A 16,135-nucleotide genomic window follows, 5' to 3' on the forward strand; every position below is an offset into this window, starting at 1 on the left:
TTTCGTATTTTTAATAAAAATTGCAAATTGGAAAAAGATAGGAAAAACCTTCCCCTGTCCTTCTTGGGGGATAGGTTGGAATTCCCACCCGTTGAAACTGCTAATGAAGATGGCCTTTTGGCTGTAGGAGGCGATTTGTCTCCACAACGTTTACTTTTGGCTTACAAAAACGGTATTTTCCCTTGGTTTAATGAAGATGCATTGATTTTGTGGTGGAGTCCCGACCCGCGAATGGTCTTGTTTCCAAAAAAGCTTAGGATTTCTAAAAGTATGCGAAAGGTTATTCGGAAAAGTGATTTTATATTGACTCAAAATGCATGTTTTGATGATGTTGTAGAAAAATGTGCCAAGATTAAGCGAAAAGGACAGGATGGAACATGGATTACCAATAACATGAAGTCTGCTTACAAGGAACTTTTTGAACTGGGCTTTGCCAAATCTTTTGAGGTATGGAAAGATAATAATTTGGTTGGTGGACTGTACGGGATTGATCTAGGCCATGTATTTTGTGGTGAAAGTATGTTCAGTACCGTTGCCAATGCTTCTAAATTTGCATTTATACAATTGGTCGCTAAACTTGAAAAAGAAAGCTATAAGCTCATAGATTGTCAAATGCATACTGACCATCTTAAAAGCCTTGGGGCCGAAACGATACCAAGGGATTCGTTCATTAAAATTTTAAAGGGATAATTGGACGTTTGTCAATAAGAAAACTACATTTTGGGGTAGGCCAGAAGTATATTCTTCTATCCGGTATTCAACACCTCCCTGTACCTTTAATCCGCCTGAAAGCTGCCATCCCACTTGACCGCTAATTCTAGTATCATATTCAGAAGAATTTCCTTTGGCCACGCTCAATAAGTTTTCAAATCCCCCAACAAAATAAGGCTCGCCAACATTCAATTTTTCCCCTTTCAAGGGAAAATCAACTGCAAAGCGATACCTGAATCTATGTGTCGTCAATGGTTCTGTAATACGTTGCTCAGCTCTAAACCTATGACCAAATCGTATCACAAAAGGTCGTTTTGTAAAGTTGTACTGTTGGGTAAGGCGAAGTTCGTTAGGATTATCCTCAAAATTATTTCTGAATCGATATTGAACCCCCAACGCTATACTCTTGTTATCGGCCAATTTTAAATTCGAAAAATGAACTAAGTCCACGTGCCTTATCTTAACCTCTAAATCTCCTTCGTCAATAAAAAAACTTCGCTTGGCCATAGAAAAGTTATGCGAATACGTTTTGGACAAGTTGTAGTTTATGGCAGCTTGTGGTTGCAAATACGCGGTCAGGTTTTCTTGGGATGCTAAAAAAGAGGTCCAAAGAAAACAGCTAGGCAACAACCACCTAGTACAGAACATGGTCATAGGAGGATGATAATGATTTTCTAAGCTTTATAAATTCACCCTTGGCATTAAACAATGCCTCATAGGTTTGAAAGCCCTTTTCAACTTTTGCCGCAAAGACCAGTTCATAGTTGATATAGGGTAGAATTAGATTTTGGAAGGCGTGGTGAATCAGTTCTTTTTCGGAGGTGCCATTAACAGGATATTGCTGTTGTATTTTTACGATACGGACTTTGCTAAATTTGTTCTGGAGATATTCATTGATGTTATCCCAACTCTCCTCTGGTATATCTTTCTCCTTGATGATAATTTCAATATCCTCCAATATGCCCTGTTCATCGAATTCCACACTGTAATGTAATTTTCCTTTCTTGAATTTGGCTTCAAAACTGTTCTTAAGGCTATCGGTTTCCTTATAAAAACGTATCCTTTTTGATGACGCCAATTGTTCGGCAATGAGCTCGTAGGCATTGGTTGGGAATTCTGATTGTGCTATGCGATATTCCTTCTCATATTTATTTTGCCCCCAACATGTGAATGTCAGTAGTATTAATCCAAGACATAGCCTATACTTCATCATATCTAAAACAGCTTACCTCATGATCGTTTACCATTCCCGTAGCCTGCATATGGGCATACATAACCGTGCTTCCTACAAACTTAAAGCCGCGTTTTTTTAAATCTTTGCTGATTGAATCCGAAAGCGGTGTGGTAGCAGGCGCATCTTTGTAATAAGCTACCTTATTTTTGAGAGGTTTTCCATTCACAAAACCCCAAATATATTCGCTAAAGCTCCCAAATTCTTTTTGCACTTCCATAAATGCCCTGGCATTGGAAACCGTAGCATTTACTTTTAATTTATTCCTTATGATACCAGCATCATCAAGAAGTCCATCGATTTTCTCCTGATTGTAATTTGCTATTTTTTTGTAATCAAAATTATCGAATGCCTTTCTAAAATTATCACGTTTCTTCAAGACGGTAATCCAGCTTAATCCTGCCTGAAAAGTTTCCAAAATAAGAAATTCGAACAAGGTGTCGTCATCCTTCACGGGCACCCCCCATTCCCTATCATGATACTCTTCGTAAAGCGAATCGCCTTCGCACCAACCACAGCGATGTTTGTTCATGGTTAAATTTTAACCTAAAGGTAAGGGAAAATATACTTTTCTTTCAGCACTAAACTATAGTGGGATAAGCTCTTTGGAAATAATGGCATCGTCAATGGCTACGTATAATCTACTCTGCCCTCTAAAGAAGTCATTCTTATCTTTTCGTTCTAGGATTACCTTCTCTTTTTTATTGGAGAGTTCCAATATTCCAATGATGACCACCAGTTGGCTCATTATTTTGTGAACAGGTATTCTAGAAGCTATTTCTGAAGTTTCACCGTTGACGGAATCATGTATGTACAAGTACGATTTGTTTACGGGATTTCCAATCTTAAAAAGTTCACCAAGCTTAACTTTGTAGTTTTTATGGTAAGATTTGGAAGATGTTTCATTAAAACCGGTATCGGGAAAAATAGCAGGACGTTCTTTCTTCTTCATTCATCATTGCTTTAAGATTGAAAACTTTGGATAATGAACAAATAGAGGGGCATTCCCAATGTAATGTTGAAAGGAAATGTAAAAGCCAAAGCCATAGGGACATAAAGACTTGGATTTGCTTTTGGTGCCGCTATGCGCATGGCGGCGGGTACTGCAATATAAGACGCACTGGCGGCTAAAATGGCAAATAGAAAACGGTTACCGACACTTTCTGTGATAAACTGACTGAACCAAGCAACCAAACAACCATTAATCACGGGCAAACCAATAGAGAATACCAAAGCAAACCAGCCTTTCTTAATGAAATCGTTCAATTTCTTCCCACTGGTGATTCCCATATCCAATAGGAAAACTGCTAGGAAACCTTTAAAGATATCTGTGGTAAAAGGTTTAATTCCTTCCGCCTGATGCTCATTCGCCAAAAAACCAATGGCCAAACTTCCCAGAATCAATATAACACTACCGTTGGTAACCGAATGGTGCAATACTTTTTTAAAGTTGCCATCTTTCTTGTTACCTCGCTTAAAAAAGGCCATTAACAATACTCCAATAATTATGGAAGGTGCTTCCATAAGTGCCATTACTGCAACCATATGCCCACCAAACTCAATGTTTTCAATTTCCAAAAACGAAATTGCGGTTACAAAGGTCACTGCACTCACAGAGCCATATGCCGCTGCGATTGCACCGGAGTTTTCAACACTAAATTTTCTTCTGAGTATAAAATAAGCGAATACAGGTACCGAGATGGCCAAAAAAATACCAAATAGCAACGACCATATAATTTCCATACTAAAGTCGCTATGGGAAAGTTCAAGGCCTCCCTTAAAGCCTATTGCAAATAGTAAGTATAACGATATAAATTTTGATGAGTTTTGAGGAATTTCTAAATCACTTTTTAGTTGGACTGCAACTATGCCAAGAAAGAAAAATAATAAGGCAGGGTTGGTTAGGTTATCAATTAGAAGGTGTAAATCCATTAATTTTTTTATTCTTCCAGGGATATTTTGAGAATACCATCAATTCGAAGTCTTTTTCCCTCGCTTCTCAAACTATTGATGAATTCCTTTGCAATTACTTTCTCTTTTTCCAATTCTAGGATTCTCTCATCTGGATACTTGGTATTGGCGTCTCTGTCTCCTTCGCACCACGATATACGCTGAAGCTTGTGAAAGTTTATTTTTTCGTCTATTAGGGCAGTAATTACATCGCATGCCTCTGATGGGGTAAAACTGCCATCTACCAATTGTATTTTTTGCTTTGTTTCGATTGTAGTTTCCATTTTGAAAATTTTTAAAGTTTTAATATTTTTTTGTTTGTCTTTTTCCAATCATATTGATCGACAATAAGCCGAATATGATCGACATTGAAATACTTAACCAGCCAAAGAAAAGAAAGTCGTTTAGGGCGGAAAGGATTAAAATTCCGCCAAAAAGAAACCCCATTAAAGCGTAGTAAATAGGATAATATTTTTCCTCTTCGCTAAGTTTGGTTCTTTTAGCCTCAATTTTTTGAACTAGAGATGTTGATTTACCGAACATATTTTATTTTGGTGCGAAGTTCAATGATATTTATCATATATTTTTATTTATATTTATTATAATTTGCATAAAACAATTTTATGAATTATACATTGCACCAACTTCGAATATTTTCTAAAATAGCTGATAAACAAAGTATTACAAAGGCCTCTGAAGAACTTCATCTAACACAGCCTGCAGTTTCCATCCAATTAAAGAATTTTCAGAACCAGTTTCCAATTCCTTTGACCGAAGTGGTTGGAAGACAGCTTTTTGTTACGGATTTTGGAAAAGAAATAGCATTGGCGGCCAAACGGATTCTTAATGAGGTGGATAGCATAAACTACAAATTGCTCACATTTAAAGGTGAGTTGGCGGGGAAACTAAAAATATCGGTAGTCTCTACGGGAAAGTATGTCATGCCTTATTTTCTTTCTGGATTTATGCGCGACAACTCGGGGGTTGACTTGAGCATGGATGTTACGAACAAAACACAAGTTGTGGAAAGTTTGGAAGAGAACCTAGTCGATTTTGCTTTGGTGAGTGTTTTACCTGATCATTTGAATTTGGAAAAGATAAGCTTGATGCGAAACGTGCTGTATCTCGTGGGAAATCCAAAATATTTTGAAAAAGTCAAATTAAGTAAGAGCGCATTCTCAAAAGACACACCTTTAATTTTAAGGGAAAAAGGCTCGGCTACCCGTGCAGCAATGGAAAATTATTTGCTCGAAAAGAGCATAACCATAGCCAAGAAAATAGAATTGACCTCTAATGAAGCTGTAAAGCAAGCAGTCATAGCTGGCCTGGGTTGCTCTATTATGCCTTTAATTGGGCTTAAAAATGAATTGAGCAATGGTGAAATAAAAATAATACCGTTAAAAAACCTCCCCATCACTACAATGTGGAACTTAGTTTGGTTAAAGAATAAAAAGCTATCACCGGTTGCCGTGGCATTATTGGATTATCTAAAAAATCAAAAACAAGAAGTTATTGATACCAACTTCGAGTGGTTTAATCAATATTAAATAGAAAATATAAGGGTGCTATTTTATCTTGATATTAAGAATACTCCGTATTTCCAGTGTTTGACCTTTGTTTCTTGCTTGCACTACAAGTTCTGTAACTTTCTGTTTTGCAGCTTTAAGGTCTTCTATTCTTTTTTGCGATTTTTCTGGATCACTGTTTTGGGTTTCTTTTAGGTTTAACAGTTGAACCGTATGAAACTTGATTTTATAGTTGAGCAGGGAAAGGAGCACTTCGGCAGATTCAGCAGGGTCAAATTCACCCTCTACCAAACGCACATTATACGTTTGGCATTCATCTTCGTTAGAAATGCTCTTTTTCTGCAATAATTTACCCTTACTGCCCTTGAGCCATTGAAAAAGCTTGTTTTCCATTAAAAAAGTAAAGATTTTCTGTTTTTATAACATCAATATCATGTGTGATTGCCCTACTTAACAGCTCAACAACTTCTGAGTTTTTGATAGAACCTTCGCCGGTTACGGCAAAACGACATCTCCAGTGGTCCGTACAGAATGTTTCCTCGAATCCGTTTGGCCAGACTTTCACCCCTCTATTTGTAATGACTTGTAGCTTTAATTTGTCATTTTCCATTTTTTGAAGTTGCGTTGCAATCTCGTTGGGATTTGTTCCTGACCAGTGGGCGAAAATATCAACTCCTTTCAATTCTTTTAAAACAGGTTCTTTTCTAGCAGTACTAGGCAGATTAAGGGGACCTGTTTGTTCGTAAGAAACACTTTTCAAGGTTTTTGGCTTCTGGCCCAAATTGGCAATGACCGCAGCGGCAAATTCTTTGGTGCCAACTTTTTCTTTGCTGGTTTTCTCATCGAAAATATCGTAGGTATGGATACCATCCTCCATTGTTTTCAACCATGCATTTTCAACCTTTTCGGCAATATCATTTTGTCCTAGATGGTTAAGCATCATAATGGCACCTCTTAATAATCCAGATGGATTGGCCAAGTTTTGTCCTGCCCTACGTGGTGCTGAACCATGTATAGCTTCGAACATAGCACAACTTTCTCCAATATTCGCCGATCCTGCAAGTCCCACCGACCCCGTAATTTGCGCAGCTACATCAGATAATACATCTCCATACAGGTTAGGCATTACGATTACATCAAATATTTCTGGTGTATCTGCCAATTTTGCAGCGCCTATATCTATAATCCAATGTTCGTTGGTAATTTCTGGGTACTCCGCGGCAATTTCATCAAAAACCTGATGGAAAAGCCCATCGGTTTGTTTCATGATGTTGTCCTTGGTAAAGCAGGTAACTTTTTTTCTGTTATATTTTTTGGCATATTCAAAAGCGTAGCGCACTATTTTTTCACAGCCCGGTCTACTAATCAATTTAAGGCATTGAACGACTTCATCAGTTTGCTGATGCTCTATTCCGGCATAAAGGTCTTCTTCATTTTCCCTAATAATTACGACATCCATTTCTGGATGTTTAGTCTTTACAAATGGATGTATACTACGGCATGGTCTTACATTGGAATAAAGTCCAAGAGATTTTCTGGTGGTTACGTTCAAACTTTTATAACCTCCGCCTTGTGGAGTGGTTATCGGAGCTTTCAGAAAGACCTTGTTTTTTCTAATGATATCCCAAGATTCTTTGGATATCCCAGAAGTGTTTCCCTTTAGATATGCATTTTCACCTACTTCTATCTCATCCATTTCTAATTGTGCACCTGCTGCTTCCAAAATTTGTAACGTGGCTTCCATTATTTCTGGGCCAATTCCGTCACCTTTTGCGATGGTAATTCTATTCATTTGTTATATTGTTTTTGGCAAAAATGCGAATATGTAATCATATAATTTTATTTATATTAATTATGAAAAACATTAATAATTTTTATAATTATAAAATCATATGTGTTTTTAAACTGTAGATAGGTACTCTTGTCATCTATACTTTTTCGGTACGTTCCCTTAGGGTATCACCTTGGAGTTCATCCATATAAATTATGGGCATGGCGTAGATAAGTGGTGGATGTTTAGTAAACTTTTTTTGAATTCTTTGGTTTATTTTAGAGAATAGCAGAGCTTTTGTTGTGCCCATTACTAGTGTTTGCTCAAAACTTTCCTTCTTATTCTCGTTTAATTGTTTGTACACCAATTTATTTGAAACAATGGCATTGAGAACGAGCTTCTCATCAAGTAAAAAATCAACTATTGCTGTAGCTTGTTCAGAGGAGTGACAGACAATGTGTAATAAGACCATACGATAAAGAAATAATCAGCAAATGCGTAAAGAGGAAACGGTTTCTTACGCATTAAAGCCATGTCCAAGTTTTAAGATAGCGCTACTTGGTCATTGATTTCTTGTTTCCTCTTTCCCGTATTTGAATTTCTCCACTTGCAACCGCTTCATTCAGGTCTGCGGTCAATGTTTTGTAGACCCTAAAAAACTTTTTCCCGTTCGTTTTTTTAAAGGTGATTATAGGATTTTCATCATTGGATATTTTGGTGACTGTCACCACGGAACTTTTTAAGGTTTTCATATCTGGAACGCCACCACGTTTAATGATAAAGTTTTTCTTGGGAACATTAATGTGTTGATAGGATGAAGCTGAAGGTGCATCGATAAGGAGTTCATCCCCAACCTTTACCAAATCTGAATAATTCTCTTGTTGTTGTGCCATTAAACTGTACGCTGATAGTACTAAGGCAATTAAAAATAGGATAGGCTTCTTCATGTTTACATAGATTTAAGGTTGATTTATATCTTTCATATTATTTTTTACCAATACAGCTTTTAGCGTAGGGGTATAGCCATAAAAATCTTTTCCATCTTCCCTGCGCATCACTACTTGAGTACTTCCATCGGGCATAACATTCATCTGGTCAATGACAACAACGTTTCCATGAAAATTCATGGTAAAACCAAAACCTGAAGATGAATTCAGTGAGTTGTTCATTACAACTACATCCGAATATGGTATCTCCAAAAGCAATCCTTTTTCCAAATCCCCTCTACTTTCCGTAAAATGTTTAAAAGAAATATGATGGGACCGGTCTTGTGCTACCAGTTGAAAACTTAAAAAAACAGTATATATAATAAAGAGTAATTGTGTTTTCATAGCTTTTGCTTATAGGATAAAACTTAATAAATATAACAAATATTCCAGCTAAAAAAAGTATTACTACTGTTAATAAGTAGTTAAACTATTATAATTCAATAGTAATACTTTTATATTTGTCTTGAAACCTTAATGTGTGGTATACATGGAAAGACTAATGCAATCAATACGAATAGACATAAATAATAAGATTTATGTAAAAGACCCTGAATCTTCTAATCTAGGCAAAAGAATAATTGAGCAAAGCATTTTAATGATAGATGAGATGGGTTTTGAAAGCTTCACTTTTAGGAAGCTTGGAGAACGTATTAAATCAAACGAAAGCTCTATCTACCGTTATTTTGAAAACAAACATAAACTCTTACTTTATTTGACCTCTTGGTATTGGGGATGGTTGGAATATAAAATGGTATTCGCCACAAATGGTATCGCTGATAGAAAGGAAAAATTACGCACTGCAATAGAAATTTTAACCCAGACCGTTGAGGAAGATGTATCGTTTTCACATATTAACGAAATTTTATTAAGTAAGATAGTGATTAATGAATATTCAAAATCTTATCTTACCAAAGAAGTTGACCAAGAGAATAAAGAAGGCTATTTTATCATATACAAAAGGTTGGTAAACCGTCTATACGAAATGATTGTAGCTATGGACAATGATTATCCTTATCCATCTAGTTTGGCCAGTACAATACTGGAAGGATGTCTTCACCAATATTTTCTCAAGGAACATTTTCCCATGTTGACTGACTGCAACCAAACGACTACCCCAACACAATACTTTACAGACCTGGTCTTTAGGACCTTAAAACCAAAAAATAATGCCTAAAACTATTCTTACGGCTTGGCAGCGTTTGATCAACATGCTAAAATTGGATAAGAAGGATGTACTACAAGTTTTTTATTACGCCGTTTTTGCCGGCTTGGTAAATCTTTCATTGCCTTTGGGCATACAAGCAATAATTAATCTCATTCAAGGAGCACAAGTAAGCACATCATGGGTGATTTTGGTCATCTTGGTGACTTTGGGAGTTGCTTTTGTAGGCATTCTTCAATTAATGCAGATACGTATCATTGAAAATGTTCAGCAAAAAATATTTACTCGTGCCTCATTTGAATTTGCATATAGGTTTCCAAAAATCAAAATGAGCGAGCTTCGAAACTATTATCCGCCAGAATTGGCCAACCGTTTTTTTGATACACTTACAGTGCAAAAGGGACTGTCCAAAATTTTGATAGACTTTCCTGCAGCACTGTTACAGATAATATTTGGACTATTATTACTGTCCTTCTATCATCCTTTTTTTATCATTTATGGTTTGCTGCTGCTATTGCTCATCTATGTGGTTTTTAAATTTACGGCACAACGAGGTCTTGAGACCAGTTTAGATGAATCCAAGAATAAATATAAAGTAGCCCATTGGATTCAAGAGGTGGCAAGGTCTATCATCAGTTTTAAGTTGTCTGGTGGGACATCCCATGCCATTGATAAGAACGATACCCTGGTAGCTAACTATTTGGATGCGCGCGAGAGCCACTTTAAAATATTGGTGCTTCAGTTTATTCAGATGATAGGTTTTAAGGTTTTGGTAACTGCAGGACTTTTATTGATTGGAGGATTGTTGGTCTTAAATCAAGAAATGAATATTGGACAGTTTGTTGCTGCCGAGATTATTATTCTATTGGTCATAAGTTCTGTTGAAAAAATGATATTGGGATTAGAGACTTTTTATGATTTGCTGACTTCTTTGGAAAAGTTGGGGCAAGTAGTGGATAAAGAGCTTGAACCTCAATCAGGAGAAAAACCGTTTACCGAGAGACAAGGCTTCACAGTTGAACTTGACGATGTGGCATATAAGGTTCCAGAAAGAGATAAAAAAATTATTGATAAAGTCTCTTTAACGATAACTCCCACCTGTACTATTTTGTTGCAAGGCCCTAGCGGTTCCGGAAAGTCTACTCTACTAAGATTGATAGCAGGTATCTTGGAACCAGATGAAGGAAAGATATTTGTAAACGATGTAGCTTTACAAGGTGTAAACCTTAATTATTATCGTTCCCATCTTGGAAAATCACTAAGTGAAGAATCTCCATTTGAGGGCACTCTCCTCAACAATATCACATTTGGGAATAAAGGTATTCCACAAGAAGATGTGTACTGGGCATTAGAGAAAACAGGGTTAACGCAATTTGTAAAAGATCAACCTCAAGGATTGAACACAGTTCTATATCCGGAAGGAAAACAGATTCCTTACACGATTTCCAAGAAGATTGTTCTAGCACGTAGCATCGTAACAAAACCAAAACTACTGATCCTAAAAGACCCGTTAGATCAGTTTGGAGATGATGAATCAACCCAAATAATGGACTTTTTAACAGATAGTTCCAATGGATGGGCGTTGGTAATTGTAAGTAAGAATCCTAAGTGGACAACACGCTGCGGCCGTATTATCACTATGGAAAATGGAAAATTGATTAACGAAAGATAAAAGGCTATGCTAAATATCTCACCCAACAAATTGAACAAAAAAATTGATCTAAGCAATTACAAGGCGGTAAAAAAAGTCTTTTATAGAACCCATTACAAGCAGTTTAATAGGTTTTTAGCAGCTTTTTTCATCATTGCCTTAATCATATTGTTCTTACCATGGACCCAGAATATATCTGGCAAAGGGTTTTTGACGACATTAACACCGGATCAACGACCACAAACCATACAATCACCTATCCCAGGTAGAATAGAAAAGTGGTATGTAAGAGAGGGGGATTATGTAAAAAAAGGAGATACGATACTTTTTATTTCTGAAATAAAGAGTGAATATTTTGACCCGAACCTTATAGAACGAACAGGACAGCAGATTAAAGCCAAATCCATGGCCGTTACCTCGTACGAGGAAAAAGTAAAGGCACTCAATACACAGATTGGGGCATTGTCCAATGAAAGAGGGTTAAAATTGGAACAATCAAAGAACAAATTGCTTCAATCGAAATTAAAGGTGCAAAGTGATAGTATTGACCTTGAAGCCGCAAAAACCAATATTTCAATTGCAGAAAGACAATATGATCGTGTGGTTCAACTGGAGAAAGAAGGTTTAAAAGCTATAACAGATGTTGAAGAAAAGCGTCTAAAGCTTCAAGAAACACAAGCTAAGTTGATTTCTCAGGAAAACAAATTATTGGCAAGCAAGAACGAAGTTATTAATGCTCAGGTTGAGATCAGTAGGGTAAATGCAGAATATACCGATAAAATCTCGAAGGCCCAAAGTGATATGTTTACAGCACAGTCCAATCAGTTTGATTCTGAGGCTCAGGTTACAAAATTGGAGAATTCACGCTCCAATTATGAGATACGAAATGATCTCCTTTACATTAAAGCGCCTCAAAGCGGATTTATTAATAGGGCAATACAATCAGGTATTGGAGAGACATTTAAAGAAGGGGATAGATTGGTCGGTATTATGCCATCTGACTATGAGATGGCTGTGGAAACATTTGTGGCCCCTATAGATTTACCCTTGTTACATCTTGGAGAAAAAGTACGTATACAATTTGATGGTTGGCCGGCAATAGTCTTTAGTGGTTGGCCCAATGTATCATACGGGACTTACGGTGGAGTAGTTGTAGCTATAGAAACTTTTATTAGTGACAATGGTAAATACAGGATTTTGTTGGCCCCAGATGTTGATGATCAGGAATGGCCAAAAGATTTACGTGTTGGTTCTGGTGCAAATACCATGGCGCTTTTAGAAGATGTGCCCATATGGTTCGAACTCTGGAGACAGTTAAATGGCTTCCCTCCAAATTATTATCAACCTCAAAATACCATGGCCGATGCTAAAAAGAAATAAGAAGCATACCCTGTTTGGGATTCTCTTTTTTCTGTCGATCCTTTGTATTCAAGCACAGCAAGATTCCATCGTGCTTAATTTTAAGGAATATCTGGGTTATGTAAAAAAGTTCCATCCTATTGCAAAACAGGCACAGTTGACCATACCAATAGGTCAGGCCAACCTAATGAAAGCAAGAGGTGGCTTTGATCCAAAAATAGAGGTGGATTATGAACGCAAGGATTTTAAGGATATTGAATATTGGGACAGGCTCAATACCACCTTCAAGGTTCCCACATGGTTCGGTATTGAACTAAAGGGTAATTTTGAGCAAAATCAAGGAGACTTTATCAGTACAGACGAATTTGTACCAGAAGATGGACTCTATAGTGCTGGAGTATCAATGTCTTTGGCAGAAGGTTTTTGGATCAATGAACGAATGGCTACCCTAAAACGCGCTAAATTATTTAGGGAACAATCCAAGGCAGATCAGGACTTATTGGTCAACGAAGTTTTATATAAGGCATCTTTGGCTTATTTTGATTGGTTAAGGGCATACAAAGATGCAATGATTTTTGATGATTTTCTGGAGAATGCAGAGGTCAGATTTCAAGGGGTGAAACAGAGCGCCCTAGCTGGCGACATAGCGATAATTGATACCGTTGAAGCCAAAATTGCTGTGCAGAACCGGGCATTGGGCTTGGAACAGGCCAAGGTAAGGTTGATGAAAAAATCCTTGGAGCTATCTAATTTTTTGTGGATCAATGATGTGCCGGTGGAATTGGAGCCCGAGGTAATCCCAGATGAGAATGTTGTCAGTGAGATTGATGCAACCCTAGAAATCATGGGTAAACCCTTGGACAGCTTTACTTTGGAGAATCATCCAAAGTTAAGGTCTTTGGAATTTAAGATTGATGGCTTGGATGTGGATAGACGGTTAAAAGCAAATAAACTGTTGCCCGTTTTGGATGTAGAGTATAATTTCTTAACAGAAACACCAGATCGTATCAATTCTTTCGATGTTGGTGAATATAAGGGAGGGATAACGTTTCGATTGCCCTTATTTCTGCGAAAGGAACGCGGCGACTTAAAGTTGGCAAAATTTAAGCTACGTGATGCACGATTTGAACGTGACAATGCCTTGGTCGAAATTCAAAACAAGGTTGTGGCCATTTATCAAGAGCTCGACTCCTATACTAACCAAAACCAATTGATTGCCAATATTGTTAGGGACTATGGAACACTCTTAAGTGCGGAAGAGCGTAAATTCAGTTTTGGCGAAAGTTCTTTGTTCCTGATCAATTCAAGGGAAAGTAAGCTCATAGATGCCGCGCTAAAACAAAATGAGGTGCAGAACAAGTTTTTTTATACCAAGGCAAAGCTCTTTAAGAGTTTGGCGATTAACCCAGAAACTTTATAGTTGATGTAAAAGTAGACTAAGGTATCCTGGAATTTAAATTAGTACGATGCAATGAAAATAAATTCACACATAAAGGATACTTTTTTTATCGTCACGGGGATTTTTTCGGCCGCGTTTGGATTAGAAAGCTTTTTATTGCCTAACCGATTTATAGATGGTGGTGCTACAGGGATTTCTTTATTGGTTACAGAAGTCACCAATTTGCCGTTGTGGGCGCTCATTATATTGGTCAACATTCCGTTTTTGGTTTTAGGTTATAGGGTATTAGGAAAGCAGTTTACCATAAAAGCAATTTTGGCGATTTTAGGGTTGGCCATGGTTTTGGTATTTGTTCAATTTCCAGAGGTTACCCAAGATAAGTTGCTGGTCGCCGTCTTTGGTGGTTTTTTTTTAGGGGCTGGTATTGGGCTCTCCATAAGGGGCGGTAGTGTTTTGGACGGAACCGAGGTTCTGGCCATCTTCCTAAGTAAAAAAATAGCTGTAAAGATTGGGGATGTCATCATTCTTGTCAACATTGTTATCTTTTTGGCCGCTGCCTATTTGTTGTCAATTGAAGCGGCGTTGTATTCCATGCTTACATATTTGGCGGCTTCCCGTACTTTGGATTTTGTAGTTGAAGGTATCGAAGAGTATACAGGGGTCACCATAATTTCTCCTAAAAGCGAGGAAATCAGGGTAATGGTGACCGAAAAGTTGGGTCGGGGGTTGACCATCTACAAAGCAAGTGGTGGGTATGGAAAAAAAGGGGAGCACAATCAATATGATGTAATTTATACGGTAATCACACGATTGGAGATAAGAAAATTGAATATTGAACTAAACGAGATAGACCCCAATGCTTTTGTTGTTATGAACAGTATAAATGATACTAAAGGTGGAATGGTCAAAAAAAGAATACTCAACGATTAATATCAAGATAGCGTGTTTTCATTTTTTTGATACTGTAAGGTATTGGCATGTAACACAACCAATGATAAAAATCACAATTTAACTTGTATTTGAAGGTTAATTTTGAAAAAAGTATACAATGGTCGTAGTTGAAAAAAATATGAAGAGCGATAAAAAAGATTTGATTCAAAGAAATATTGCCAATGGGATGGATTATAAAACATATCGTGACTTAGTCCATGATTTGGCACAAAATGAAAGAACTACTGGCGAAAATCAATCAGAAGCGCTGATCAATTACACGCAACTCAACGACCGCAGAATGAATCGTTGGGACAAGACATTGAAAATACCTTTGGAAATTGAGACCAAAATAGCAAACCTTCCCAATAAGTTTACTTTTTTGGTCATTAGCGAAAGCTGGTGTGGAGACGCATCCCCAGCTTTGCCGGTCATTAATAAAGTTGTAGAAAGAAATGCCAATTTTGAACTCAAAATTGTGCTGAGGGATGAAAATTTAGAGCTCATGAACGAATTCTTGACCAACGGCTCCCAGTCCATACCCAAACTCATTATTTGGAATCAAGAAAAAGAAGAGATTTTTGGTGAGTGGGGCCCAAGATCAAGTGTTGCGACAAAGATGGTCGAAGCCTATAAAGAAGAACATGGAAAACTTACACCAGAGTTCAAACAAGACCTTCAAGTTTGGTACAATAAAGACAAAGGGCAGACTATTCTAAACGATTTGGTAGCGTTACTTACGCTGAAATAAATAGGTAATCGTTCCAATCTGTGAATTTTTGGAATCTGGGCTAAACCTTGCTTTTAGGGCATAAGCGATGGCGTTATCCACCAAGCACCCATTACTGGTCCCAGAGCTTTGGTCATTAAAGTCCGCTTCGACTACATAGCCAGATGCATCTACTTTGATATTGATGACTACTTTTCCACCTTCAATACAAGTATAAATAGGTGGTGGAAGCGAATAGGCATTTCGGTCCAGTAAAGAATAGGAAATAGAGGTGCGTTTATCCTTCAAGTTATTGGTAAACTCCTCTTTTTGAGCTTCACGTTCCCCCAATTTTTGTTTTTTCTCTTCCCTTTTTTTGGCTAATTCCTTCAAATGCGCGGCATAATCACTGTCCGAACTTGAAAACTCGCTTTGCTCACTGTTCAGTTCACGCTCTTCTAAAAGTTCTTCCAAGGTCTTTAAAGGTTCAGGATTACCCACAGAAGGTTTTGCAGTCTCGTTAAAGGCCATATGGCTTTTAATGGGGTCGTTGTTGGCCAACTCCTCCATTCTTTCTTCTTCCTGCTTTAGCAGTTCTTCAATATCCTCATCCGCTAAACTCATTTCAATAACGTACTCTTCCTCTTTGACCCCTCCTAGGTGAATGTTGTAAAGCAACAGCACGATAAGGGACATTGAGAAAAAAGTTATTAAAAATGATAACTGGCTTCTGTTTAGGTTCATGGT

21 protein-coding genes are annotated in these 16,135 nt (G+C 37.3%); 8 read left to right on the forward strand and 13 right to left on the reverse strand.

Features of this window, described 5'->3' with window-relative positions; genetic code table 11:
• The first annotated feature begins 27 nt into the window (after window positions 1–27).
• Window positions 28–690, forward strand: a complete 663-nt coding sequence (gene aat, locus LV716_RS09705; protein ID WP_233759099.1) for a leucyl/phenylalanyl-tRNA--protein transferase — start codon at window positions 28–30, stop codon at window positions 688–690.
• Here the strand turns inward: aat and LV716_RS09710 are convergent.
• From LV716_RS09710 to LV716_RS09740, 7 genes are read right to left on the reverse strand one after another with little or no spacing between them, the layout of a single operon-like run.
• Window positions 679–1,359 carry a DUF2490 domain-containing protein gene (locus LV716_RS09710; RefSeq protein WP_163417541.1) on the reverse strand — a complete coding sequence of 227 codons (681 nt, stop codon included), beginning with the start codon at window positions 1,357–1,359 and terminating at the stop codon, window positions 679–681. The two genes, aat and LV716_RS09710, sit on opposite strands and share 12 nt — an antisense overlap.
• Window positions 1,346–1,924: a hypothetical protein gene (locus LV716_RS09715; RefSeq protein WP_163417542.1), complete on the reverse strand. Its 579-nt coding sequence runs from the start codon at window positions 1,922–1,924 to the stop codon at window positions 1,346–1,348. The genes LV716_RS09710 and LV716_RS09715 overlap by 14 nt, the downstream gene beginning before the upstream one ends.
• Window positions 1,911–2,474: a DNA-3-methyladenine glycosylase I gene (locus LV716_RS09720; protein WP_163417543.1), complete on the reverse strand. Its 564-nt coding sequence runs from the start codon at window positions 2,472–2,474 to the stop codon at window positions 1,911–1,913. Before LV716_RS09720 ends, LV716_RS09715 begins: the two co-directional genes overlap by 14 nt.
• Before the next feature lie 54 nt (window positions 2,475–2,528).
• On the reverse strand, window positions 2,529–2,894 hold the full coding sequence (locus LV716_RS09725; RefSeq protein ID WP_163417544.1) for a hypothetical protein: 366 nt from the start codon (window positions 2,892–2,894) through the stop codon (window positions 2,529–2,531).
• Between the two features lie 11 nt (window positions 2,895–2,905).
• On the reverse strand, window positions 2,906–3,874 hold the full coding sequence (locus LV716_RS09730) for a sodium-dependent bicarbonate transport family permease (protein WP_163417545.1): 969 nt from the start codon (window positions 3,872–3,874) through the stop codon (window positions 2,906–2,908).
• A gap of 8 nt (window positions 3,875–3,882) precedes the next feature.
• On the reverse strand, window positions 3,883–4,176 hold the full coding sequence (locus LV716_RS09735; RefSeq protein WP_163417546.1) for a hypothetical protein: 294 nt from the start codon (window positions 4,174–4,176) through the stop codon (window positions 3,883–3,885).
• Between the two features lie 19 nt (window positions 4,177–4,195).
• Window positions 4,196–4,435 carry a hypothetical protein gene (locus LV716_RS09740; RefSeq protein WP_163417547.1) on the reverse strand — a complete coding sequence of 80 codons (240 nt, stop codon included), beginning with the start codon at window positions 4,433–4,435 and terminating at the stop codon, window positions 4,196–4,198.
• A gap of 80 nt (window positions 4,436–4,515) precedes the next feature.
• On the opposite strand from LV716_RS09740, the gene LV716_RS09745 reads away from it, so the two are divergent.
• A complete protein-coding gene (locus tag LV716_RS09745) occupies window positions 4,516–5,439 on the forward strand; it encodes a LysR family transcriptional regulator (RefSeq protein ID WP_163417548.1) in 924 nt (307 codons plus the stop codon).
• Window positions 5,440–5,457: 18 nt separating this feature from the next.
• Here LV716_RS09745 and LV716_RS09750 read toward each other — a convergent pair whose 3' ends face one another.
• The 5 genes from LV716_RS09750 to LV716_RS09770 all read right to left on the reverse strand — a co-directional run bounded on the left by LV716_RS09750 (window position 5,458) and on the right by LV716_RS09770 (window position 8,520).
• Window positions 5,458–5,811, reverse strand: a complete 354-nt coding sequence (locus tag LV716_RS09750; protein WP_163417549.1) for a hypothetical protein — start codon at window positions 5,809–5,811, stop codon at window positions 5,458–5,460.
• On the reverse strand, window positions 5,774–7,210 hold the full coding sequence (locus tag LV716_RS09755) for an NADP-dependent isocitrate dehydrogenase (RefSeq protein WP_163417550.1): 1,437 nt from the start codon (window positions 7,208–7,210) through the stop codon (window positions 5,774–5,776). The genes LV716_RS09750 and LV716_RS09755 overlap by 38 nt, the downstream gene beginning before the upstream one ends.
• Window positions 7,211–7,346: 136 nt before the next feature.
• Window positions 7,347–7,661 carry a divalent cation tolerance protein CutA gene (locus LV716_RS09760; protein WP_163417551.1) on the reverse strand — a complete coding sequence of 105 codons (315 nt, stop codon included), beginning with the start codon at window positions 7,659–7,661 and terminating at the stop codon, window positions 7,347–7,349.
• 82 nt (window positions 7,662–7,743) lie between these two features.
• The gene (locus tag LV716_RS09765; protein WP_163417552.1) at window positions 7,744–8,136 is read right to left on the reverse strand and encodes a hypothetical protein; all 393 of its coding nucleotides are present in this window, start codon (window positions 8,134–8,136) and stop codon (window positions 7,744–7,746) included.
• A gap of 12 nt (window positions 8,137–8,148) precedes the next feature.
• Window positions 8,149–8,520 (reverse strand): hypothetical protein, encoded by a 372-nt coding sequence (locus LV716_RS09770; RefSeq protein WP_163417553.1) that lies wholly within the window; start codon window positions 8,518–8,520, stop codon window positions 8,149–8,151.
• 145 nt (window positions 8,521–8,665) lie between these two features.
• Here LV716_RS09770 and LV716_RS09775 point away from each other — a divergent pair, with 145 nt between their 5' ends.
• From LV716_RS09775 to LV716_RS09800, 6 genes are all read left to right on the forward strand, one after another.
• Entirely contained in the window at window positions 8,666–9,352 is a 687-nt protein-coding gene (locus LV716_RS09775) for a TetR/AcrR family transcriptional regulator (protein ID WP_163417554.1), read from the forward strand.
• Window positions 9,345–11,012 (forward strand): peptidase domain-containing ABC transporter, encoded by a 1,668-nt coding sequence (locus tag LV716_RS09780; RefSeq protein ID WP_163417555.1) that lies wholly within the window; start codon window positions 9,345–9,347, stop codon window positions 11,010–11,012. The genes LV716_RS09775 and LV716_RS09780 overlap by 8 nt, the downstream gene beginning before the upstream one ends.
• A gap of 6 nt (window positions 11,013–11,018) precedes the next feature.
• Entirely contained in the window at window positions 11,019–12,371 is a 1,353-nt protein-coding gene (locus tag LV716_RS09785; protein ID WP_163417556.1) for an HlyD family secretion protein, read from the forward strand.
• Window positions 12,355–13,770: a TolC family protein gene (locus LV716_RS09790; protein WP_163417557.1), complete on the forward strand. Its 1,416-nt coding sequence runs from the start codon at window positions 12,355–12,357 to the stop codon at window positions 13,768–13,770. Before LV716_RS09785 ends, LV716_RS09790 begins: the two co-directional genes overlap by 17 nt.
• 51 nt (window positions 13,771–13,821) lie before the next feature.
• Window positions 13,822–14,679, forward strand: coding sequence for a YitT family protein (locus LV716_RS09795; RefSeq protein WP_163417558.1), 858 nt, complete (start codon window positions 13,822–13,824; stop codon window positions 14,677–14,679).
• A gap of 118 nt (window positions 14,680–14,797) precedes the next feature.
• Window positions 14,798–15,430 carry a thioredoxin family protein gene (locus tag LV716_RS09800; RefSeq protein ID WP_163417559.1) on the forward strand — a complete coding sequence of 211 codons (633 nt, stop codon included), beginning with the start codon at window positions 14,798–14,800 and terminating at the stop codon, window positions 15,428–15,430.
• Here LV716_RS09800 and LV716_RS09805 read toward each other — a convergent pair.
• Entirely contained in the window at window positions 15,413–16,132 is a 720-nt protein-coding gene (locus LV716_RS09805) for a hypothetical protein (RefSeq protein ID WP_163417560.1), read from the reverse strand. The two genes, LV716_RS09800 and LV716_RS09805, sit on opposite strands and share 18 nt — an antisense overlap.
• Window positions 16,133–16,135: the final 3 nt, after the last annotated feature.

The sequence above is a fragment of the Flagellimonas sp. HMM57 genome (assembly GCF_021390175.1).
GTDB lineage: Bacteria > Bacteroidota > Bacteroidia > Flavobacteriales > Flavobacteriaceae > Flagellimonas.